The sequence below is a fragment of the Pseudoalteromonas xiamenensis genome (assembly GCF_017638925.1).
Taxonomy (GTDB): domain Bacteria; phylum Pseudomonadota; class Gammaproteobacteria; order Enterobacterales; family Alteromonadaceae; genus Pseudoalteromonas; species Pseudoalteromonas xiamenensis.
Genome location: NZ_CP072133.1, coordinates 2,502,531 through 2,525,132, shown reverse-complemented (window position 1 = coordinate 2,525,132; position 22,602 = coordinate 2,502,531). Strand labels below are relative to the sequence as shown.

Below are 22,602 nucleotides of genomic sequence, written 5' to 3'. Positions count from 1 at the left end.
CTCGCCTAAGTGCCACAGAAAGTACGATAGCCAACACCACCGTCTGGCGCTGGTTGAACATATTGCTCGGGAACATTGTCGTAATCATAAGGAGTGGAAAGCGCGACCATCCAATCCGTGACAAACGTTTTATCACCTTGTTTGGTTGTTGAAATTGCATGCTCCACCAAGTGATTGCGAGGGATCAACGCAGGATTCATTTGCAGCATCAATGGCAACGCATACGCTTTATCTACACAACGTGCCCATTTCGCCTGCCAGTCACTCAAAAGTTCGGGCAATTCATAAGGCGTAAACGTCCCCTTCGTCAAACTCATTGTTAGCGCTGCAAAGGTGTTGGTGTAATCGGCTTTCGTTTTTGTTAGTAGCGCTTTAAATTCTTCCACCAACGTTTGATGTTCAACCTTCGTGTTATTCAAACCCAGTTTGTCGAACCAAAGTTGATCGTAGCCCTCATTAAAGACAACAGCAAATGCAGAAAGCGCCTCCGATAGCTTGCTCACCGCAACTTGCTCATCCGCAAAAAGCGGTATTAACGATTCAGCGAGTCGAGCACAATTCCAATTGGCAATGTTTGCTTGCTGACCAAAGGCGTAACGCCCTTGCTTATCAATTGAGCTAAATACGGTATCTAGGCTGTAATTTTCCATCATGGCACATGGGCCATAATCGATTGTTTGACCACTCACGAGTGCATTATCCGTATTCATCACACCATGCACGAAACCGATACGCAACCATTGCAGGATTAACCGAGCTTGCTGTTGACAAACCGCAACTAAAAATTCAATCACACGGGCTTCACCGGTTGATTTGATGTCGCCATAATGCCTCGAAATTGCCAACTCCATTAAGGTGTTTAGTTTTTCAATATCGTGCTGCATTGCGACATATTGAAAACTCCCTATTCGAATGTGGCTATCCGCAATCCGCACACTAAGGCCGCCGGCTTCTCGCTGTTGGCGATACACCTCATGATGAGTGTCTAAAACGCCCAAGCAATGTGTGGTTGGCACACCTAAATGCCACATCGCATCACTCATGATAAATTCTCGAATGGCGGGACCCATCGCACTTAATCCATCACCTCCACGAGAAAATCGGCTTGGCCCACTTCCCTTGGTTTGCACATCCACTCCACCATCAACAGTCGCTAATTGAGCAACTAAATGGGCACGACCATCACCAAGTGACGGGTTAAAGTGGCCAAATTGATGCCCACAATAAGCGAGGGAGACAGAAGGCCCGCTCGATGACTGGTTTTGTCCTGAGAATAACGCCAATGAAGACGGCAAATCTAACGGCCATCGATAATGATTTGCTACGCGGTCATTCCAAAGCAACATAGTACTTTGTGTGAATGCGTAACGCGACGTTGGCACGGCGAACTCATCGCCTAAAACAGTATATCTGAAGGGTTGGAAATCCACGCTAAGCCTCATCGTTGGGCGAAATTGAGTCGACCGATTAAATTTTCACAAAAAGGGACGATATTGCACTATATTCAAAAGCATGCCTTTTAAATTGATGCGATAACATGGTCCGTTCATTTTTTGCTTTGCTGTGTTCTTTATTTAGTATCGCAAGCTTTGCCCAACATGTGAACATCGCAACGGGTCATTGGCCGCCATTTATGGATGAAAACGACCCAGATAAAGGCTGTGTCGCCAAACTACTACGTGATGCGTTGAAATTGGAAAACATTGATGTACGTTTTGAATTCATGCCATGGCAACGCGCTTATATCGAAGGTCAAAAGCCACGTTATGCGGGAACTGCCTACTGGTATTTCAGCGAAGAGCGAGCGAACACGTACCTCTATTCAAAGTACCCCATTACGTATGAAGTCAATTTGTTTTACCACCTTAAAGACAACCCGATGACGGCAAAAAACTTCAGTGATTTGGAAGGGAAAATCTTGGTGTTAACGAAGGGGTTAACGTATCCAAAAAATCTTCTAGAAATCATAGCTCAAAAGAAAATTAGCGTGATTGAAACAACCTATACAACACAAAACTTACCTCTCGTGCTTGCCAAACGCGGCGACGTGGCTATTTTGAATACCCACACAGCGGACGCCTACTTACAAACACTATCGGATGAAGAGCGCAACCAAGTCGTCGCCCACACAACACCAGCCTTCACGATGTCTGGATACATGTTGTTTAACCATAAAAATAAAGACATTGCTGAAAAATTCGATAGAGCAATGGAGCTGTTGTTTGAAAACACGGCGTATTTGGAAGAGTATCAAAAACGCTGCCCTCCCCTCCCATCATCACCGCCACAAAAACAAGAAGCGAGCGTGTTGTAAGATAAACGCGTTTAAAGTGTTAGACGGCGACGAATGCGCCGCCTAACTGTTCGGAATTATTTTTGATTTGGGATGATTTGGATTTCCACGCGACGGTTCATCGCTTTACCCTGCTCCGTTTGATTGCTCGCAACAGGTTGTGACTCGCCCATACCTTGAGTTTGTAAACGTACCGCAGCTACTTGATTAGCGACGAGATAATTGCGCACGCTCATCGCTCGTTGCTCAGAAAGACGTTGATTGTAATCACTCGCACCGGTTGAATCAGTGTGTCCAATAATCGTGAGCCACGTTTTGTCGTATTTATTCATCACCTTCGCGACACCATTTAATGTGTTGTAAAATTCAGGCGATATTGACGCTTGGTTTGATGCAAACGTAATATTGGATGGCATGACCAACGTCATATTGTTCCCTTCACGGACGACGTCAACCCCCGTACCTTCCAGCTCTCGACGAAATTCGGCTTCCTGTTTATCCATATAGTCACCGATAGCCGCACCCGCAATCGCTCCAATGGCCGCGCCAATGAAAATGCGTTTATCTTTATGATTGCCTGTCGCTTTACCAAGTACAGCACCAGTTGCGGCACCAATTGCCGCGCCTTGCCCCGTATTTGTCATTTGACAACCTGACAGAGCAATTGCCGCAGCAAGGGAAATAATGAGTGGTTTCATTTTCATAACCAATCCTTTATGAAGGTTTCTATCGCTCTATTTTGGCAAACAAAACTGAATAAAACATGAAAGCAATCTTAGGAAATGAACGAACTGCCCTAATTTCGCTAAATCTTAGGAATGATCTCAAGCGGGATCGCGGGTAACTGATAAGTTGCAACAAGCTGTGAGAGTTGATTTGAAAGCGCCAGAGACATCATACCATCTCGAACATGCTGTCCAGCATATGAATGAGCAAACTTGAGGCTCATCGCCATATTGCCATAAATATTCTGCGTATAACGAAAGTTCACTTTTTTCAGTTGATGGCTCGGTTGATTCAAAATACTCATGGAATGGTCGGCGGTTTCCTCAACTGCAATGACCAAATCGACCCTGTTCTTTAATAGCAGATCGATGGCGACTTTCTCGGTATTGACCGAGACTTTATTCAGCTCCCTGTCCTCATCAAATCGAGGGAAGAAGACCCCCCCGCGCATAACCGCGATACGTTTGTTATACAAATCGTCGTATTTTTCGACGACAAGTTCTGAATCAGCACGCTTGTAGAAAACATAAGAGGACTGTAAAACCATGTAAGGAGGTTCAACGAATGACATCATTTTTTGTCTTTCTTTGGTGTTGATGAGTTCCACCCATAATGTCAATCTCACCTTGAGACAACATTCTTACACAACGAGAAAAAGGACAGGCGATCGGTTGAATGTCGTATTCTGCCGATTGGGGTAATGCATAGAGAATATCAAGAATTAGGCCCTGAATATTACCATCATCATCGATACGACTGTACGGTGGCGCGTGATCAACCCCGACCAAAATCGTTGATTTGGCAAAACTTGGCGCGATGAAGAGCAATAAACTTAGCAACACAATTCTTGGCATAGAACCACAGTACTCACTTTAAGGTGGTTAGCATAAGTGTAGTTGTATGACAGTAGAAAACGCGAATTTTCGTGCCTCGTGACGGCTCTTACTTTATTGGCGATTACCAGTCATAATTTGGACATTCTATTGCCATAAACTTAACGGTCAACCAAAAGTTTGAGTCAAAAATGTTAGTACATATTTTTTATCAGTTTTTTTTATTAGGTTGCACAAGTTTCGGTGGGCCAATCGCGCACATCGGCTATTTTCGACGTCATTTTGTCGAGCATTTAGGCTGGATTAAACCAGAACGATTTGCAAATATGATCACCTTGTCGCAAGTGCTTCCAGGTCCAGGGTCCAGTCAAGTTGGGTTTGCGATTGGGCTTGAGAAAGCTGGTTGGTTAGGCGGGCTTGCCGCATTTGTCGGTTTCACTCTGCCATCTTTTTTGATTATGTTAATGCTGGCGTTCGGTGCTTCAACCCTGCAATCCAGTCTAGATGGCGCGATAAGTGGGCTGAAACTCTTTGCGGTGGTCATTGTTGCTGATGCTGTTTTCAGTATGGCAAGGAGCTTTTGTAAAACAACGCCGTTAAAAGTAATCGCCACCTTGGTTGCCGTTTTCCTTTATTATCTCCCAACCCTCAACACCCAATTACTCGTACTCGGTTTTGCTTTTTTAATTGGTTGTGTTGCTCCGCTGAGTCCCCATCCCAGAAGCGCCAAGTAAATCATTAAACCGCTTTGCTTGGCTGCCATTTTCTGTGGTCATCATTGGATTTGTACTGTGTCTGAGCGTATTCAATGACTCGCTTTTTGCGCCATTCTATCAAGCTGGAAGCTTAGTATTTGGCGGCGGGCACGTCGTACTGCCGCTGTTACAAGCTAACCTACCAAACATTAGCGATGAAACATTCCTAACGGCTTATGCAGCCGCACAAGCCGTGCCGGGTCCTATGTTTACAATCGCAAGCTATCTAGGTGCATTTTGGGATGGTTCTCCAGATATTCTAAATGCGCTAATCGCCACCTTGGCGATATTCTTACCTGGCTTACTATTAATCGGGGCATTTTTGAATCATTGGCAAACAGTGCAAAACTTACCGCGTTTCGCACACATCATTGCAGCATTGAACGCTGCCGTTGTTGGTATTTTATTCGCGGCATGGTTAAACCCCATCATTCCAAGCGCCGTCCATGAGGTATGGCAGTGGCCCGTCATCGTGTTAGGGTATTTCACTCTTTCAAAGTTTAAGCCGCCTATCTGGGTTTTGTTAATCGCGTTTGCAGGCATTGGCCTGATAGCGGCGCAATAAAAATGTGGCCTCGGCCACATTTTATCAAAAACACAATTCAACATCCTAGCGTTTAAGGCTGCATAATCCCTGTGATGCTTTGGTAAGGACGTAAACCAAATCGAGGGAGTTGTGCTAGTAGGTAATCATAAAGATCGGCCTGCAGATGCTCGTAAAAAACCCAAGATGTGTTACGGCTAAAACAGTAAATCTCGATAGGCAAACCATGATTTAACGTTTGCAGCTCACGCACCATAGCTAGGCAGTCTTTGCTTACGTCTGGATGCTGATTGATATAGGCTTCGGCATAACGACGGAAGATGGCAACGTTGGTACCATCTTGCCACAATGACGCTTCCATTTCTTTAAGCAGTGGCTCTTGTTTTAGATCCGTCGTTTGCTCCCCTGTTAACTGAGTCACAGAGTGAAGATCTAAATAGAGTGCTCGCGTAATTCGCCGCCCAGCCGATTCTTGCATGGCTCGCCAATTTTTGAATGACCCAGCAATTAAAGCGTACGTTGGAATTGTCGTAACCGTGTTGTCCCAGTTGCGCACTCGCACGGTATTTAGGCCCAAATCAATCACTTCACCATTTGCACCGTACGTGTCCATTTGGATCCAATCACCCATAGTGACGAGTCGATTGGCCGCAATTTGAATACTCGCCACAAACCCTAAAATGGTGTCTTTGAAGACAAGTAATGTAACCGCCGCAATAGCGCCAAATCCAGACAGAATATACGTTGGTGATTTGTCTAAGATAATACTGACAACCAATATCAAACAAACGATAAACGTAACGAGTTTTGCAACTTGCACTATCCCTTGGATTGGCACTTCTTTGGCGAAACTAAACTGGTTGTATATCCCATGAGCCAGCCCGATGATACTGCTCATTAAAAAACCAGACATGATGACCAAAAAAACCTGACCACCAGTACGGCATAGTTCCATACCCCAATCCGGCAACACGAGAATTTGCTCGAAACTGGCCAAAAACGCCACGATGGTAATTAGCATGGCAAGACGACGATTTGCTTTGTTGAGCTGGCCGCTTAAATGCCCAATTCGAGAGGGAGACAACCGCGTCATCAATGATTGGATACTTGGCAGCATCAAGCGTCGAGTAAACCCATACAGCACCATTAACAGTACAACACCAACACCATTTGAAATTAAGGCGCTGATCAATTCTCCTTGAGGGAAACTATCAAACCAAGGTTGAAGCGCGGCTTGCAACGAAGTAGACATCATAAAGAATTGATTTCCTCATGGAGCGTAATCGATTTGAATTGTAATGTTGGTTCATAGCTGCCGATCCGATCGTCCTTTCCCTGCCAAAGACGATTCACGTATTGCTGGAATTCTACGCGATACGTCTTGTCTTCTTGATAATTCCCCAAAGGCACAGTACTCATCGCATTCACTTCAATATCCACATATATCCCTTTTAAACGACCCTGCATAAAGCTTCGGCAAATATGAATATCAGGTGTGTCATAAACCAACGTGGTGTTTAGAACCGCATCCAATTGCTCAGCAAGCACCTCTAGAGCAAATGCAGTACCGCCGGCCTTCGGCTTCAATAAATGACGAAACGGGCTCTGTTGTTTTGCTTGCTTTTGCTTGGTAAAACGTGTGCCTTCGACAAAATTAATAATCGTCGTGGGGTAATCTCGAAAAGCTCGACAACTCGCTTTCGTGCGCGCCACGTCCATCCCTTTTAACTTGGGATTTTTGGCAATTTGTGCTTTGGTCGCTCGTTTCATAAAAGGCATACCTAAAGCCCACGCACCCGAGCCAATAATTGGCACATATTTTAACTCATCTTTTAAGAAAAACTTTGGTGCAGGTAATCGGTTAAGCGCACTTAATACAACAATATCCAGCCAACTTAAATGGTTTGAAATAAGTAAGTACCAACCTTCATCCGAGATTTCTCCCGACACATTGAGCTGAACTTGCTCACACCCTATCTGCAAGGAAATGGCGTTACCACGACACCAATTACGGTAACTCCAGTTAAGCAAAAGCGTGATTAGTTGCGCTGGGAAGATAAGTTTAATAACGCCCAAACATAAAATCAGCAGACCCCACAAAAGCGTGTTGGCCAATAAAAAGGTCGTAGCTATCAGACCAACAAACCAATTAGGTAAGACTCGTTTTAACATTCTACACCCTCTCAACATGTTCAGAACGGCTGTGAAGCTCAACCAATTGTTGGTCTTTTTGTTGCCAAACTCGGTTGAGTTCCGCCTGAAACTTTACCCTAAATTCATTGTCGCTTGAATAATCACCGCACCAATTATCCCCAGCAGGCATGACCTCTAACTGAACATCGATTTGAGGTACGTGCCCTGACACAAAATCAATAAATGTAGGACGGCCTTTAGGATAGTGTATAGTCACATTCACCACCTTCTTAATTTGTTCACCCATCGCTTCCATCACAAAGGCAACCCCACCTGCTTTGGGTTTTAGTAAATGCTGAAATGGGCTGTTCTGTCTCGCATGTTTTTGTTCCGTATAGCGAGTCCCTTCAACAAAATTAACGATGCTGACCGGCATAGTTTTAAATTTCTCGCATGCCTTTTTCGTGGTCTCTAAATCTTTGCCTTTTAGTTTTGGGTTTTTCTTTATTTGGCTTTTGGAGCTTCGAGCCATAAATGGAAAATCCAGAGCTCCACCAAGCAAGACCCAACAACGGCACATAAATAAGCTCTTTTTTCAAAAAGAAATTAAGAAATGGAATACGACGATGCAAAACTCGCTGCAACACGAGAATATCAACCCAACTTTGGTGATTGGCAATAACGAGATACCAATCTTTGTATTTGAGTTCTGGCACCGTACTTACGTTAAATTGAGTCGGGATAAGAAGCGATTGATTAAGGTTGTTACACGCAACCCAAAAGCTGGCGCAAGACTTGGCTATCGCACTCACCATGGTTTGCCATGGTTTGATAGGAATGAGCTTTAAGAAGCCACATAGGAAAATGGGAATACACCAAACTACGGTATTCACAAAATACAACACCAATCCCAACACTGCGCGAATAAACGACATTGATTCTCCTTTTTTTACCAAGCGGATGCGACCAATCACATTTCGTTCACTATATTATCATTAAACTCAATAAGAAAACGTCACCTATCTGTGGATATAACCTAAAATCCGAGGTCTAAGCACTTTGCGCTTTGGCGTCCACCGAGACAAATTGCCCTTGCTTGGCTAAAATTGATTGAGTCTCATCGCCTCTGGCTGGCACAATTTCCCATTATTCTTTATTTAGTGTGATTGACGACATGGCAAACTTAGAAGCAAACCGTTGGTTTACTGAAATCAGTGACAGAGATGGCAGTGCATTTTCACTGCGTGTTAAACGTAAATTAGACGAGAAACAATCTCCATTTCAACTTGTTGAAATGTTTGAAACAACTGACTTTGGCAACTTAATGATTATCGATGGTTGCACGATGGTCAGTACCCGCGAAAACTTTTTCTATCACGAAATGATGAGTCACCCTGCGCTTTTCTCGCACCCAGCGCCTAAAAATGTCGTGATCATTGGCGGCGGTGACTGTGGCACATTACGTGAAGTTCTGAAGCACCCTGGTGTCGAAACGGTAACGCAAATTGACATCGATGAAGTTGTTACTGAGATGTCACTCAAGTACTTTCCTGAGTTGTGTGAGTCGAACAACGATCCGCGCGCAACAGTGATGTTTGATGATGGCATCAAGTACATGAAAGAAGCTGCGCCTGAATCAATCGATGTGGTGATTGTCGATGGTACCGATCCGGTAGGACCAGGTGAAGGTTTGTTTAACCACGCGTTTTACAAAAGCTGTTTAGCTGCGCTTCGCCCTGGTGGCATCATGATCCAGCAAAGTGAATCGCCATTGATGCACATGCCTCTTCTATGTGAAATGCGTGATGCAATGCTTGAGGTTGGTTTTGCTGATCTTATCACGATGCCTTTCCCACAACCTATTTATCCAAGTGGCCTGTGGTCTGCAACAATGGCTCGCAAAGGCGAAGCCTTTAATGGCTTCCGTGAAGCAGAAGTCAACGCTGCAACGTTCCAAACCGAATACTATAATTCGGGTATTCACAAAGGTGCACTTGCAACACCAAACTTTATGAAACGTGCATTTGAGAAGAAATAAGCACGCTTAAACAACTCATTCGGCCGCCATTGCGGCCGTTTTTATTTATCAGCCCGAATAATCGGAGACTTATCGCAAGGAAATTTGCGCTCAGATTGGTTCATGCTAAAAATAATGTTCAAATAAATAAAAGAATCACGCAATGAAAGTTACCCACTCACTTCTGTTTGCGACATTGCTCAGCACACCAACACTTAGCTTTGCCAGCAAGCCTTTGTCTTTCAAAGACGTTTTTGATTTCAAACAAACCAATAATACCCTGCTTTCAGATGATGGTCAGTTGCTCGTAACCAGTGCAAAGCCCTATCGCGGCGACCCGACAGGTTTGGTTTATCAATTAGATACCAATGCGTTACTTGCTTCTGTACCACTAGGTTCTAAACCTGTTATCAATAAGTCTGCAACTTGGGTCGCATTTACACAAGAAGCCGACTTACTCAAAACAGAAACAACGAAAAAAGCCGATCGAAAAAAACTTAAAAAGAATTTAGTGCTAGTGAACGCAAAAACGGGTGAACAAAGCGAGTTCACTGACGTGAAAGATTACCAATTGTCTGATGATGGGCTTCTGGTTGGCATATCGTAAAGACGTTGAAAAGAAGAAAGAAACTGCTAAAGAAGCGTCTCAAGAACGCGACAAAGACGACAATGCAATCAAAGCCGATAAAAAAGACACGTTGCTGCCGTTAATACTGGTTAGCCTCAGTGACCTAAAAGAAGTCACTTTTGATTCAGTGAACAGTTATGCGGTTTCGAACTTTGGCTTAATTTGGCAAGTCGGTTCTGATGATGGCAAAGACAACCGAATTAGCTTTCGCAATTTCCAAGAAAATGAGGCGGTGAATCTACTGAGCGAACCGGGTATTACCGTATCAACCTTTAGTTGGCATCCAACTAAGGCGCTGGTTGCATTTAGTGAGGGTAACTATGTAAACGAGGACAGCCGCCGTCGCGACTACCACATTCGATTATGGGACGCGGATAAAACGCAATTAAGTACAATACCAAACCAAGATGGCTGGTTCAGCGCCAAAACGGCAAAACTTCAGTGGTCTGAAAAAGGCGAGCGTTTATATTTTGGTAATAGCCCGTTTTTAGCCGCTAAAGCACCCGAACTAAAATATAAGGACACAAACTCCCTTACCGACTTTGACACGATTCGTGCCCAAAAAGGGCTTAAAGTGTGGCATCCAAACGATGCTGAAATAAAGCCGCGTGAAATCAATCAATGGAATAAAGAAAACAAGCATAAGCAATATCAAGCGGTTTATCATCTTGCGAGTGACAAAGTCGTTCAGCTCACCACGCCGAGTTTGCCAAATCTTACGCTAAACACGGAAGCAACGACCCTACTAGCCAATGATGACTCTGCATACCTTAGTCAAATTACCTACAATGGTTTTTACAGCGACTACTACAGCCTCGATATTTCAACAGGCAAAAGTCAGATGGTCGTCAAGAAAAGCCGTTTTGTGCCCAGCGTTTCCCCTGCCGGTCACTTTGCCGTTTATTTTAATGAAGGTGAATATTGGTTCAAAGATTTACCTTCGCAACAAGTAAAACCACTCACTCGGGCCGTTCAAAATGCACTTTTTGCAGATGATGAACACGACTATCCGAGCGAGCAGCCTGGCCAAGGTATTGCGGGTTGGAATCTCGATGAAAGCCAAGTTTTGGTGTACAGCAAATATGATATTTGGTCATTTGACACTAAAACGCTCCTTGCGACACCACTGACGCAAGGTAAACCAACTGACACCATGTACCGAGTGGTGAAGTTGGATAAACAGTGGCAAGGCTATTCTTCAACCGATACATTACTCTTACAAACCTACAATCTAAAAACGAAAGAAAGCGGCATTGCAACGCTCAATCTTGAAACCAAAAAAGTGACGCAAGTCCTTGATGGAGAAGCTCGATTTGATTTGATTGCCAAAGCAAAGCAATACGATAAGCTCATCTTCACCAAACAAAGCTACCAAGAATTTCCCGATCTTTGGCAAACCACATCGACATTTAAAAAGTCACAGAAAGTAACGGCGCTCAATCCACAACTGAATGATTTCGCTTGGGGTGAAAAGCCTGAATTAGTTCAATATAAAGGATATGATGGTGAAGACTTACAAGGCGTATTAATTAAACCAGCAGGGTATCAAGCAGGCCAGAAAGTCCCAGTCGTCATTTACTTCTACCGTTATATGACGCAGCGTCGTTATGACTTTCCTAAAATGGAGCTGAATCATCGACCTAATTTGCCCATGTTCACCTCTAATGGCTACGCGGTATTCCTACCGGATATTCGTTTTGAAATTGGTCACCCGGGCAAATCTGCAACAAAAACGATGATGAATGCGGCACAAAAACTGATCGATATTGGTGTTGCTGATCCGAACAATATCGGCTTGCAAGGTCACTCTTGGGCCGGTTATCAAAGTGCTTTCATGATCACCCAGACAAATATGTTTAAAGCCGTAGTTTCTGGTGCGCCTGTATCTAATATGACTTCGGCCTACAGCGGCATTCGTTTAGGCTCGGGTCTTGCGCGTCAATTCCAGTATGAAACAGGCCAAAGCCGCATAGGTAAAGCGCTTTATGAAGCACCAGAACTATACATTGAAAACTCCCCTGTCTTTTTCGCTGACAAAGTAGAAACGCCTATTTTGATCATGTTTGGCAATAAAGATGACGCAGTGCCATACAATGAGGGCGTACAGTACTATCTAGCGCTTCGAAGAGCTGGTAAAGACGCTATCTTCTTAGAATACGAAGATGAACCACATCATTTGAAAAAGTTTCCAAATCAGGTCGATTTCTCGATTCGAATGATGGAATATTTTGATCATCACCTAAAAGGCAAACCAGCACCTGAATGGATGCAAAAAGGGATCCCTTTTATTGAAGAGTAATTTCGACTTTTGGTGCTCGCATCTTTTTCTAAAGTCAGGCATCTACTTAAACAGAAATGAAAAAGGAGCTTAATGCTCCTTTTTCTCGAATAGCTCTTACTACGATTTATTTGGCACTTAGCTCTATTGGGCTTGGCTTTGAACCACGATAAAAAAGTCGCCCTATTTGCAAAATATCACGATTCAAGATTAGAACAGTAATCATCATCAAATCGACTAGAGTTCCTCCATAACCAAATATATCCCACAATATCCAAGGTGACCTATTGTTATATATATCAACATCAATATGCATGCTTAAATAAAGCAAGGTGCTAATACTCAATCCACCAAAAACATAATATGATGCTGTATTAAAAGGTAATTTGGCTACTTTTAATGAAATGAAGATGAGCATAATGGTAACCAGATCGAAAATAGCCCAGTTGAGATAAGCATTTGGTTGAACCGTAAGTGAAGCTAAATCATCAGAAATAAAATAGGAAAGGAAAACATAAAATGAGGTAACTATTGTTGGCATCAATTTATGCTTGGTAGTGAAGTGCATCAATACATTTATTAGGAAAGCCATGAGAAATCCCCAAACGATCAATGCACCTAATGTAAGTCCAAATATATCTCGTAGTAACACTCTTATACTTTTTCTTTTTGTTCGAGACTCAGGAGTGATGCGTGGGCCAGCACCAGAAACCATTGCCAACATTTCACTTGTAAAATCCACCTTACCAGACAAAACAGGTGATTGACCAGCGAATTTAGTCGAACGATTTTTTAGTGCCATCTTTTTGATCATATTTAACATTTTGTTTTCCCTCAGAGAGTAAAGTTCTTCTTATTCGTCACAATCCCCTAAAAAATTGGGGTATTGCAAAAATGTGAGGGATCAATATCAAGTACTATGCCAGATCTTCGATACATAGATTTTTTTGTTAAAATTTGATTAACAAACAAGCTAAAAGCAAGAAAAAACCACCGCTTGGGTGGTTTATTATACTGATTACTCAAAAATTGTACTGGTACTTACGGCGTACAGGTAAGTCATCGTTTAGACCACCGAGTCAATTTTTTGGCAAATAGGTAAATGTTTGATTACTTTGTATTCTCTGCGGCAATTGCAGCTTTTACTTGCGGCAATGAGGTGCCTCCGAGTGCCTTACGGGCGGCAATACATGCATCAATTTCAAGCACTGGATAGACATCGTCGGTAATAACATCACAAACCGCTTGGAACTGAGACAAACTGAGTTCTTCCAAGTTTTTACCTTCACTAATCGCCAACTGCACCAACTGCCCCACAATATGGTGACCTTGTCGGAACGGGATCCCTTTAGCGACCAAATAATCAGCCAACTCAGTCGCATTTGCATGCCCACCTTTTGCTGCGGCTAAGGTTCTTTCGCTATTTACTTTTACACCGTTGATACACGCTTGCGCCATATGAAGACACGCAAGCCAAGTCGCTAACGCGTCAAAGAGCCCTTCTTTATCTTCTTGCATATCTTTGTTATATGCCAACGGCAGTGCTTTCACCGTCATACACATGGCGCTTAGTGCACCAAACACCCGTCCCGTTTTGCCACGGATGAGTTCAAGTGCATCGGGATTCTTTTTCTGTGGCATCAACGACGAACCAGACGTCACGGAATCCGACAATTCAATAAATCCAGCTTCACCACTGTTATAAAAAATCATGTCTTCGGCTAATCGCGATAAATGCAGCATCGAAATTGACGCGGTGCTGAGTAGTTCTAGCACAAAGTCTCTATCTGATACTGCATCAAGACTGTTTCTCGTTGCACTATCAAAACCGAGTTCTTTTGCAAGCGCGGTACGGTCAATCGCATACGCAGTCCCAGCCAGCGCACCACTACCAAGAGGACACTGATTGAGACGGGCTAAAGCATCACTTAAACGCCCAGAGTCACGGTTCAGCATTTCAACATAGGCCATACACCAATGACTAAATAAGACAGGCTGAGCACGTTGCAAATGTGTGTAACCCGGAAGTATTGTTCCAAGTTCTTTCTCTGCCAAAATCAAAAAAGCCTGCTTGAGATCCGCTAAGGCCTCTAAAATAATCTGCGCCGTTTTGCGGCTCCAAAGACGAAAATCCGTCGCAACTTGGTCATTGCGGCTGCGACCTGTGTGCAGTTTTTTACCCAAGTCACCTACTTTTTCAATTAACTTACTTTCAACGTACGAATGAATGTCTTCATCACCGGCCGTAGCAATCGACTCAGGATCCGCTTGAACCTCAACTAATAACTCATCCAATGCCGTCGTTAACGTTTGCAATTCCGCAGTTGTTAGTACGCCAACACTGGCTATCGCTTTTGCCCAAGCTTTAGAACCAATAATGTCTTGTTCTGCTAATTGGTAATCGAAAGGTAATGAATCATTGAACTGTTTGAATGCCGAATCTGGCCCCTCAGAAAAACGGCCGCCCCACAATGCCATAGTTATCTCCTAGAATACGAATGGGAAGGCAAGGTAGATAACCTTGCCTTCGAGAACTGCACGTTGATTTATTTTGCTTTGTTAAGTGCGGCAATACGGCTTGATAAAGAGTAAAGACGAATAAACCCTTCTGCATGAGCTTGGTTATAAACGTCATCTTCACCAAAAGTGGCGAAATCTTCACTGTACAGGCTATTTGGTGAACGTTTCTGAACAGGCATCACTTGACCTTTATACAGTTTTAGCACCACTTCACCAGTTGCGTATTCTGAAAGCGCTTCCGCCCCACCTAAAACCGACGCTTTTAGTGGGGTAAACCAACGACCATCGTAAACGAGATGTGCAAACTCATTACCAAGTAACTCTTTCCACTTACGACTCGTTTTATCCAACACCAATTCATCAATGGCCTGCAATGCAGCAACCATAACGGTGCCGCCAGGTGTTTCATAACAGCCACGAGATTTCATACCAACAAGTCGGTTTTCAACGATATCGATACGACCTACGCCATGAGGTGCCGCTATCTCATTTAATTTCACCAGACACTCGTAAGGTGAGTAACGCTCACCATTTACCGCCACGATTTGACCTTTTTCTACTTGCACTGAGACGTATTCGGCTTTATCTGGTGCTTGTTCCGGTGATGCTGTAATAGTCCACACTTGCTCACTTGGCTCATTCCAAGGGTTTTCAAGCTCTCCGCCTTCCGTTGAAATGTGCCATGCGTTTGCATCTCGGCTGTAAATTTTCTTGAGGGATGCAGAACACGGAATATTTCGTTCATCTAAGTAATTAAGCAGTGACTCACGACTGGTTAGGTCCCATTCGCGCCATGGTGCAATGACTTTTAAATCCGGCGCAAGTGCGGCGAAACACGATTCAAAACGAACTTGGTCATTCCCTTTACCTGTACAGCCATGCGCTAAGGCATCTGCGCCCACTTTACGTGCTATTTCAACCTGCGCTTTGGCAATAATAGGGCGTGCCATTGATGTACCTAGTAAATAGGTACCTTCGTAAATACAACCGGTTTTTAATGTTGGGTAAATGTAATCCGCTACAAACTCTTCTTTCAAATCAACAATGTGACATTCAGATGCCCCTGACGCAATCGCTTTAGCTTCTACGCCCTCAAGTTCCGCGTCACCTTGGCCTACATCAGCCACAAAACACACGACTTCACAGCCGTAGTTTTCTTTTAACCATGGCACAATCGCCGAAGTATCCAGACCGCCAGAATAAGCCAATACTACTTTCTTAATTTCGCTCATTGTTCATAATCCTTAGAGATAACTTGGGTTCAACAAACTGACGAGAAGCGCATTTTGCGCGTGCATGCGGTTTTCAGCTTGCTGCATAATTCTTGATTTCGGACCATCCATCACTTCAGAAGTAATTTCATACTCTCGATGTGCAGGTTGGCAATGTAAAACAGTTGATGCCCCAGTTTTTTCAACAAGCTCTTGGTTGATTTGATAAGGCATGTAAGTATCAACAACTTCTTTAAGTGGCGTTTTATCACCCATTGACACCCACGTATCAGCATAGAGCACATTTGCGCCAACTGCCGCTTCAATACGATCACTAATTGACACGGAAGCGCCATTCGCCGCGGCGAGTTGCTCAGCTTGTTTGAGAATTTGCGCGTCCGGTGAATGCCCTTTTGGACACACCGCAACGAAATCTGTACCGAGGGTAGCTGCCAGCAACATCAATGAGTGTGCGACATTATTTCCCTCTCCTAAGTAAGCGAGTTTCAGCTCTTTCACGTCACCATACACTTCTTGCAGCGTCATGAAATCAGCCAATGCCTGACATGGGTGATATAAATCACACAAACTATTTACGACTGGCACACTGGCATTCTCAGCCATGCAAGTTAATGTGTCGTGACGCATCACGCGTGCAACAATCGCGTCTGCCCAAGTGGAAATATTTAGGGCGAAATCTTTGACTGATTCACGGCTACCCATTGCGCCATTTTGTTGGTCTAAGTAGACAGCATGACCACCTAACTTATTGATACCAATATCAAATGAAACGCGTGTGCGTAAGCTTGGCTTTTCAAAAAGGGTAACGATTGATTTCCCTGCCAACGCTTGAGCGTAATCAGCAGGGTTTTGTTTCATTTTGATCGCAAGATCGAGTAGTTGCTTGAGTCTCTGCTTTTTTAAACTCAAGGCCGTGAATATAGTGCTGCATTATGGATTCCTCTAAGGCGTAATTTTGGTACCTACGTGTTCGCCGGCTAAAAGCGCGGTAAGGTTTTCTGGCTTTTGCCAGCTAGAGATATACACGCCTCGTCGTAATTGTTCGGCGGCAGTTAGGCTCGTTTTCACTTTCACCTCCATTCCACCCACAATTACCTCTTCTTCGATTAGTTTCGCGATTTGATCGGCATTTAATTCATGAAGTGGTTGCTTATTTGCATCAAGCACAGCTTCCACATCGGTCATAAAGATAATTTCCGCTTTAAGGTGCGCAGCAATCGCGGCGGCCGCTTCGTCAGCATTAACGTTATACAGGGACCCGTCTTCACCTAGACCAATTGAACTCACGATCGGTGTAAAACCTGCGTTCAACATAGCTGGGATAACCCCATCGTGAGTGCCATCACACTCGCCAACCTGGGCTAACACTTTCAATTTTTGTTTGACCAAAATGCCGGCTTCGAACAACGACAAACCGATCGGTTTCATGCCACTGACTAATGCCGCCCCCATTAATTGTTTGTTCGCCGTACCGGCGAGCGCACCGACGATATAAGGCATTTGTTCGCGAGGCGAAATACGAAGACCTTGATGTTTTGCCGTGGCAAAACCTGCATCTTTAAGCCAACTGTCCACTAACGCTCCGCCACCATGTACGACCACAAAATGAAAGGCCGTTTGCGCTTTCATTACATCGAACAATGCGTTGGATGCTTCTTCAGAATTTAATACTGCGCCACCGAGTTTAATTACCCAAATTGGTTTTGACGTACTCATGACTAAGCTCCCTTTAAACCCAATTCTGACGGCCAGTGACTCGCAATATTCATACACTGCAGCGCTTGCCCTGCAGCACCTTTTAGTAAATTATCAATCGCAGCAACGACGATCAGCTGTTGGCCTTGTTGTTGCCAGCCAATATCGACAAATGGTTGATTCGCAACACCTTTAATCGAAGGCATCACTTTGCCTTTCAAACGAATTAAAGGCTCATCGGCAAGCACTTGATAAGCCGCTTCGACTTGCGCAGCCGTCACGTCAGGCTTCAGCGTCACGTAAATCGTTTCAAGAATGCCACGCGCAAAATTACCTAAATGAGGTGTAAAAAGGACATCGTGCCCCAGATATTGGCTAATTTCTGGTGTATGGCGATGATTAAAGAGCCCCATAGGGTGCTAAGGACACCTCACAAAAATGCGTATTAATTGCCGCTTTGCGACCTGCGCCTGTTACGCCAGAAACCGCATTAATGATGATCGGCAGGTCAGCAACCAATCCAGCTTCTTTCAAAGGCTTTAACGCATTTAACGCTGCCGTTGGATAGCAACCTGCAACTGCAACCAATTCCGCATCAGCAATAGCGTCTGTGTACCACTCAGCAAGACCGTATTGAGCTTTCTCTAACCATTCAGGATAAGGATGGGCAAAACCATAATAACGGTCGTAGTCACTTGTTTCATGGAGTCGATAACCGCCTGACAAATCGAATACTTTTTTGCCTAGCGCAAGAAATTGAGGAGCAAGCTCAACACTTACATGATGATCTGTGCAAAGACATACGTAATCGGCGTGTGCACCTATCGCCTTGAAGGCAGCGTCAGTCAGTGGCTCCAGCGAAATATCCAACAGTCCAACATGCTCAGGATAAAGATCACTTAATTGCTTGCCTTTATCTTGGCTGCCTTCTGATACATAAACACCCACAATATTAAGGTGCGGATGCTTTGCAACCAAACTCGCCAATTCAACACCGCTATACCCACTCGCGCCAACAATAGCCACGTTTTTCATCTTCTGCTTTACTCGCCTTATGAACTTGCTACAGTAATCAAACCACCTAGTACCCTATCAAATGATAGACGATGATAGTGCACTTGGAATATTTACACTCATTTAGACTATTTATGCTAAAAAAGTGAATTGATATTCATGCTAAACACATTTACAGTGTGATGCAATACGCCAGTCAAAATATTTTGAGATTTTTATGTCCACACCAAACTTTTTATCGATGTATCAACAGCTCATTGCCAGCCCGTCGGTGAGTGCGCTTGACCCTCAACTTAACCTGACAAACAAACCGGTCATCGACTTATTAGCAAGTTGGTGTGAGACGCTCGGGTTTACGGTTGAGATCACCGAGCTTGAAAGTGCACCGGGTAAATTCAATCTCGTTGCAAAACGAGGAGAAGGCCAAGGTGGTTTGATGTTAGCGGGTCACACTGACACCGTGCCATTCGACGATAGTCGCTGGAGCAAAGATCCATTCAAACTGACGGAACAAGACAACAAGTTATACGGACTTGGTTCTATCGATATGAAAGGTTTCTTTGCGTTTGTACTAGAAGCTCTTAAAGAATTGGACGAACTGCCACAACAACAACCTATTCTTATTCTTGCTACCGCTGATGAAGAAACAACGATGGCTGGTGCAATTGAAATTGCGAAGAAAAGTACCATTAAACCGGCTCGCTGTGTGATAGGTGAACCAACTGATATGGTGCCGGTGTTTACGCATAAAGGTCATATGTCTACCGCGATTCGTGTTATTGGTCGCTCAGGGCATAGTTCCGATCCAGCACGTGGATTGAATGCTATTGAGGTAATGAATTTAGTTATTTCAAAACTATTGCATTTGCGTGACGAATTAAAGAATAAATATTCAACACCACACTTTGCGATCCCCTACCCTACACTCAATTTGGGGCATATTCATGGTGGCGACAACGCAAACCGTATTTGTGGTTGCTGTGAGTTGCATATTGATATGCGACCCCTTCCAGGCTTCAGCATAAAAGAGTTACAGGCATTACTTATCGATGCAATAACACCGATAAATACTCAGTATCCAAACGCAGTGGAAGTTATCGACTTACATGACCCCATTCCAGCATTTAGCGGTAATACCGACAGCGCTCTGGTCAAACTCGCAGAGAAAATATCTGGCGAAGCGGCTGTAGCCGTAAATTACTGTACTGAAGCGCCATTTATTCAACAACTTGGATGCGAAACCATCGTAATGGATTCCGGTTCAATTAATCAGGCGCATCAACCCGATGAATACCTAGCAATGGATAAAATCAAACCATCTCAGGCAATTATTACGCAACTGATTAAAGCTAGCTGCTATTAACATCAAAAGAGCTGCATATTGGCTTCGTACCAATATGCAGCTCTCCCCATTCATAAACTCTTCTTTCACTGGCTATTTTTTGCTTTCGTGGGCTTCGGGAAAGCCGCTAAACTAGCGGCGTATTTTCAGTGTTCTAGGTTTTCATTGCATGAATTCTCATTTAGGTCGCCGAGCGTTTTCCCCGATGGAACTGCATGCACTGTTTCATGGCTACATATACAGCGACGAAAAACAAAAAAGAGAACAGCCTAAGCACTGGCATTTTTGGCTCCCTCTGTTTGCCTATTATACGGGGGCATACAGTGACGAAATTGGTCACCTCACGTTAGACAATTTGGTCACAAAAGATGGGGTAGAAGGTTTCGAGTTTGGAACAAATGAGAAAATCTTGCCGCGATTTATTCCCATCCACAGTGCGCTATGGCAAGCCGGACTGGAAGAATACCTCGAATTTTTGAGCACCCACCATCACGAACGCATCATGTTTGATTTGCCAAGCAAAGTGAATCGTTACAGCGAGAAAGTTCGCATTTGGTTTTCTGGTGAAGGCGAGCGCCTTGGTTATCTACAAAAATGTGGTTTGCCCAATGTTGATCAAAATGGGCTAAAAACCGCCATCAGCAGTCTGCGTTTGAATTTCGAACAGCAACTACGCATCCACGCTGTCCAAGCAAATCAAAAACCATCGTTTTTTTACCTACTTGGGTTAAAAAATGACGAACAGGAAATGGAGCCACAACCACTTGCTTTACAACAAGTTATTGAACCTTTGCGAAACATTAACTCGAAAGCACACTGGCAACGTTTTTTACAACGGCACTCAACCTAACAAAAAGTAAAGCGATGTCTTAAACACCGCTCCACGCTATAAGTGAATGCCTACTTAGTTTGCTTGCGTAAAGTGCAGCAATGAAAGCGCAATACTCCACATCATAATACATACTAATACGTCTAAGACTTTCCACGCTTTTGGATTTCTAAATACCGGCGCTAATTGTTTTGCACCAAATCCAAGTAACATAAACCAAGCAATCGAGGCGCTAATACAGCCCAGAACAAACCATAGTTTTTGCTGATCAGCAAATTTACCAGCCACTCCACCTAAAATAACCACGGTGTCCAAATACGCATGAGGATTAAGCAAACTTACGGCCATCGCCGTTAAAATAGCGCGTTTTCGCGTCGCAACTGAACGAGCCTCACTCTCCAATTGCTTACTGGACAACGCAGATTTGAGTGACATCGCCCCATACACACTCAAAAAGGCAATCCCCGCCCAAGTCGTGATTTGCAATAGCCATTCGCTTTGTTGAATAAGCGCTCCTACGCCTAAAACGCCCAATGACACCAAAAACATATCGCACAGCGACACGGTCAAAATAACGGGTAGAGTGAACTTTCCACTCAAGCTCTGCGATATGACAAAGGCGTTTTGCGCACCGATTGCCGCTATTAAACCTAAACTCAGAAAGAACCCTTCAAACCACACCATTACATCCCCCAAACCTATCCACAACCCTCAATTTGCTCTCACTTCACGAGGCAATTGAAAGTAAACCCGACATTGTGAAGCAGTGTAACAATGCGCATTTTTTAAATATAATTAAACAAATTTAAATATCATTAGATATATTAATAACCATGCTGGCAAACAAACAATTACAAGCTTTCTCTGCTGTTGCGAAACTACAAAATTTTGAACTTCGTCGCGCGTCATTTACACATTACCCAGTCAGCCGTGTCACAACGGATCCGTCATTTAGAAGAGTATGTTGGGCAAACGCTCATCGTGCGTACAACGCCTCTTCGCTTGACTGAAGCTGGCTTCAAAGTGTTGCAACACGTGCAAAAGTTGGAGCTTCTTGAGAACCAACTTGAGCGAGATTTAAACTTTGAACATAAAAGTGGACCAATCAACTTTACGATTGGCGTCAATGCGGATTCGTTGTCAACGTGGTTTTGGCAAGCACTTGAGCCGCTGCTAAAAACGTATCATTACACCTTCGATTTGGTTAAAGCAGATCAAGACCAAACCATCAATTTGATGAAACAAGGGTTAACTCAGGCCGTTGTTACGACACACCCTACACCGCTGCAAGGTGCAAAGTCTGTATATTTAGGCAAGATGATTTATTTGTTAGTTGCCAGCCCCGCGTTTATTGAACAGTTTTTCCAAAAAGGGGTGACCAAGCAAACGCTCAAAGTAGCTCCGACTGCAATTTATGACCGAGATGACGATCTAACCTTTGATTTTATGGAGAAATATTTCGACATTAGCCAAGAACACGTGCCCTATCATACGTTTCCTTCCGTTGAATCGTTTGAACGTCTGGTGTTGGCTGATGCAGGCTATGCGTTGATCCCGGAATTGCAAGCTGCACGTTATTTAGCGTCTGGTGAACTCATTTCCCTTGCCCCAGAGAAAACCATGCCCGTGCCTTTTTATCTGCACCATTGGCAATTAAATAATGATGAACTGAATCATGTGATCGAAACGATCACGCATGCGGGGCGGCGACTACTGATTTCCTAACCCAACTAACAGCGAGCATTGACGCCATTTGCCAATTT

16 protein-coding genes and 5 pseudogenes are annotated in these 22,602 nt (G+C 43.9%); 7 read left to right on the top strand and 14 right to left on the bottom strand.

Going from position 1 to position 22,602, the window contains the following annotated elements:
• Positions 1-5: 5 nt before the first annotated feature.
• The gene (locus J5O05_RS12220; protein WP_244369594.1) at positions 6-1,430 is read right to left on the bottom strand and encodes a protein adenylyltransferase SelO family protein; all 1,425 of its coding nucleotides are present in this window, start codon (positions 1,428-1,430) and stop codon (positions 6-8) included.
• A gap of 107 nt (positions 1,431-1,537) precedes the next feature.
• On the opposite strand from J5O05_RS12220, the gene J5O05_RS12215 reads away from it, so the two are divergent.
• Positions 1,538-2,314, top strand: a complete 777-nt coding sequence (locus J5O05_RS12215; protein WP_208842272.1) for a substrate-binding periplasmic protein — start codon at positions 1,538-1,540, stop codon at positions 2,312-2,314.
• Positions 2,315-2,370: 56 nt separating this feature from the next.
• On the opposite strand, the gene J5O05_RS12210 is transcribed toward J5O05_RS12215, so the two are convergent.
• The 3 genes from J5O05_RS12210 to J5O05_RS22485 form a co-directional block, all read right to left on the bottom strand.
• Positions 2,371-2,997, bottom strand: coding sequence for a YiaD family glycine zipper/OmpA-like lipoprotein (locus J5O05_RS12210; RefSeq protein WP_208842271.1), 627 nt, complete (start codon positions 2,995-2,997; stop codon positions 2,371-2,373).
• A gap of 101 nt (positions 2,998-3,098) precedes the next feature.
• Positions 3,099-3,593, bottom strand: a complete 495-nt coding sequence (locus tag J5O05_RS22490) for a hypothetical protein (protein ID WP_280117646.1) — start codon at positions 3,591-3,593, stop codon at positions 3,099-3,101.
• Complete coding sequence (locus J5O05_RS22485) at positions 3,577-3,873, bottom strand: transporter substrate-binding domain-containing protein (RefSeq protein ID WP_280117645.1); 297 nt, start codon at positions 3,871-3,873, stop codon at positions 3,577-3,579. Before J5O05_RS22485 ends, J5O05_RS22490 begins: the two co-directional genes overlap by 17 nt.
• A 170-nt stretch (positions 3,874-4,043) precedes the next feature.
• Here J5O05_RS22485 and chrA point away from each other — a divergent pair.
• Positions 4,044-5,172 (top strand): annotated as a pseudogene (chrA, locus tag J5O05_RS22870) (chromate efflux transporter).
• A 52-nt stretch (positions 5,173-5,224) separates the two neighbouring features.
• Here the strand turns inward: chrA and J5O05_RS12195 are convergent.
• The 3 genes and pseudogenes from J5O05_RS12195 to J5O05_RS12185 form a co-directional block, all read right to left on the bottom strand.
• Entirely contained in the window at positions 5,225-6,406 is a 1,182-nt protein-coding gene (locus J5O05_RS12195; protein ID WP_208842270.1) for a mechanosensitive ion channel family protein, read from the bottom strand.
• Entirely contained in the window at positions 6,403-7,323 is a 921-nt protein-coding gene (locus J5O05_RS12190) for an acetyltransferase (RefSeq protein ID WP_208842269.1), read from the bottom strand. The genes J5O05_RS12195 and J5O05_RS12190 overlap by 4 nt, the downstream gene beginning before the upstream one ends.
• A gap of 1 nt (position 7,324) precedes the next feature.
• A pseudogene (locus J5O05_RS12185) lies at positions 7,325-8,219 on the bottom strand (acyltransferase).
• A gap of 239 nt (positions 8,220-8,458) precedes the next feature.
• Here J5O05_RS12185 and speE point away from each other — a divergent pair.
• Together speE and J5O05_RS12175 are read left to right on the top strand one after the other, a co-directional pair.
• A complete protein-coding gene (speE, locus tag J5O05_RS12180) occupies positions 8,459-9,322 on the top strand; it encodes a polyamine aminopropyltransferase (protein WP_208842268.1) in 864 nt (287 codons plus the stop codon).
• Between the two features lie 142 nt (positions 9,323-9,464).
• A pseudogene (locus J5O05_RS12175) lies at positions 9,465-12,228 on the top strand (alpha/beta hydrolase family protein).
• 106 nt (positions 12,229-12,334) lie between these two features.
• On the opposite strand, the gene J5O05_RS12170 reads toward J5O05_RS12175, so the two are convergent.
• The 6 genes and pseudogenes from J5O05_RS12170 to argC all read right to left on the bottom strand — a co-directional run bounded on the left by J5O05_RS12170 (position 12,335) and on the right by argC (position 18,689).
• Positions 12,335-13,030, bottom strand: a complete 696-nt coding sequence (locus J5O05_RS12170; protein ID WP_208842267.1) for a hypothetical protein — start codon at positions 13,028-13,030, stop codon at positions 12,335-12,337.
• A 290-nt stretch (positions 13,031-13,320) separates the two neighbouring features.
• Positions 13,321-14,685: pseudogene (gene argH, locus J5O05_RS12165) on the bottom strand (argininosuccinate lyase); the annotation flags it as partial.
• Between the two features lie 68 nt (positions 14,686-14,753).
• A complete protein-coding gene (locus tag J5O05_RS12160) occupies positions 14,754-15,959 on the bottom strand; it encodes an argininosuccinate synthase (RefSeq protein ID WP_208842265.1) in 1,206 nt (401 codons plus the stop codon).
• A gap of 12 nt (positions 15,960-15,971) precedes the next feature.
• Complete coding sequence (locus tag J5O05_RS12155; protein ID WP_208844522.1) at positions 15,972-16,880, bottom strand: ornithine carbamoyltransferase; 909 nt, start codon at positions 16,878-16,880, stop codon at positions 15,972-15,974.
• 21 nt (positions 16,881-16,901) lie between these two features.
• Positions 16,902-17,675 carry an acetylglutamate kinase gene (gene argB, locus J5O05_RS12150; RefSeq protein WP_208842264.1) on the bottom strand — a complete coding sequence of 258 codons (774 nt, stop codon included), beginning with the start codon at positions 17,673-17,675 and terminating at the stop codon, positions 16,902-16,904.
• A gap of 2 nt (positions 17,676-17,677) precedes the next feature.
• Positions 17,678-18,689 (bottom strand): annotated as a pseudogene (gene argC / locus J5O05_RS12145) (N-acetyl-gamma-glutamyl-phosphate reductase).
• 196 nt (positions 18,690-18,885) lie between these two features.
• Between argC and argE the strand changes: the two are divergent.
• Positions 18,886-20,031 carry an acetylornithine deacetylase gene (argE, locus tag J5O05_RS12140; RefSeq protein ID WP_208842263.1) on the top strand — a complete coding sequence of 382 codons (1,146 nt, stop codon included), beginning with the start codon at positions 18,886-18,888 and terminating at the stop codon, positions 20,029-20,031.
• A gap of 148 nt (positions 20,032-20,179) precedes the next feature.
• On the top strand, positions 20,180-20,860 hold the full coding sequence (locus tag J5O05_RS12135) for a site-specific integrase (RefSeq protein ID WP_208842262.1): 681 nt from the start codon (positions 20,180-20,182) through the stop codon (positions 20,858-20,860).
• 54 nt (positions 20,861-20,914) lie between these two features.
• Here the strand turns inward: J5O05_RS12135 and J5O05_RS12130 are convergent, their stop codons facing one another.
• Positions 20,915-21,523 (bottom strand): LysE/ArgO family amino acid transporter, encoded by a 609-nt coding sequence (locus J5O05_RS12130; RefSeq protein ID WP_208842261.1) that lies wholly within the window; start codon positions 21,521-21,523, stop codon positions 20,915-20,917.
• Positions 21,524-21,727: 204 nt separating this feature from the next.
• On the opposite strand from J5O05_RS12130, the gene J5O05_RS12125 reads away from it, so the two are divergent.
• Positions 21,728-22,564: a LysR family transcriptional regulator ArgP gene (locus J5O05_RS12125; RefSeq protein WP_208842260.1), complete on the top strand. Its 837-nt coding sequence runs from the start codon at positions 21,728-21,730 to the stop codon at positions 22,562-22,564.
• Positions 22,565-22,602 lie beyond the last annotated feature (38 nt).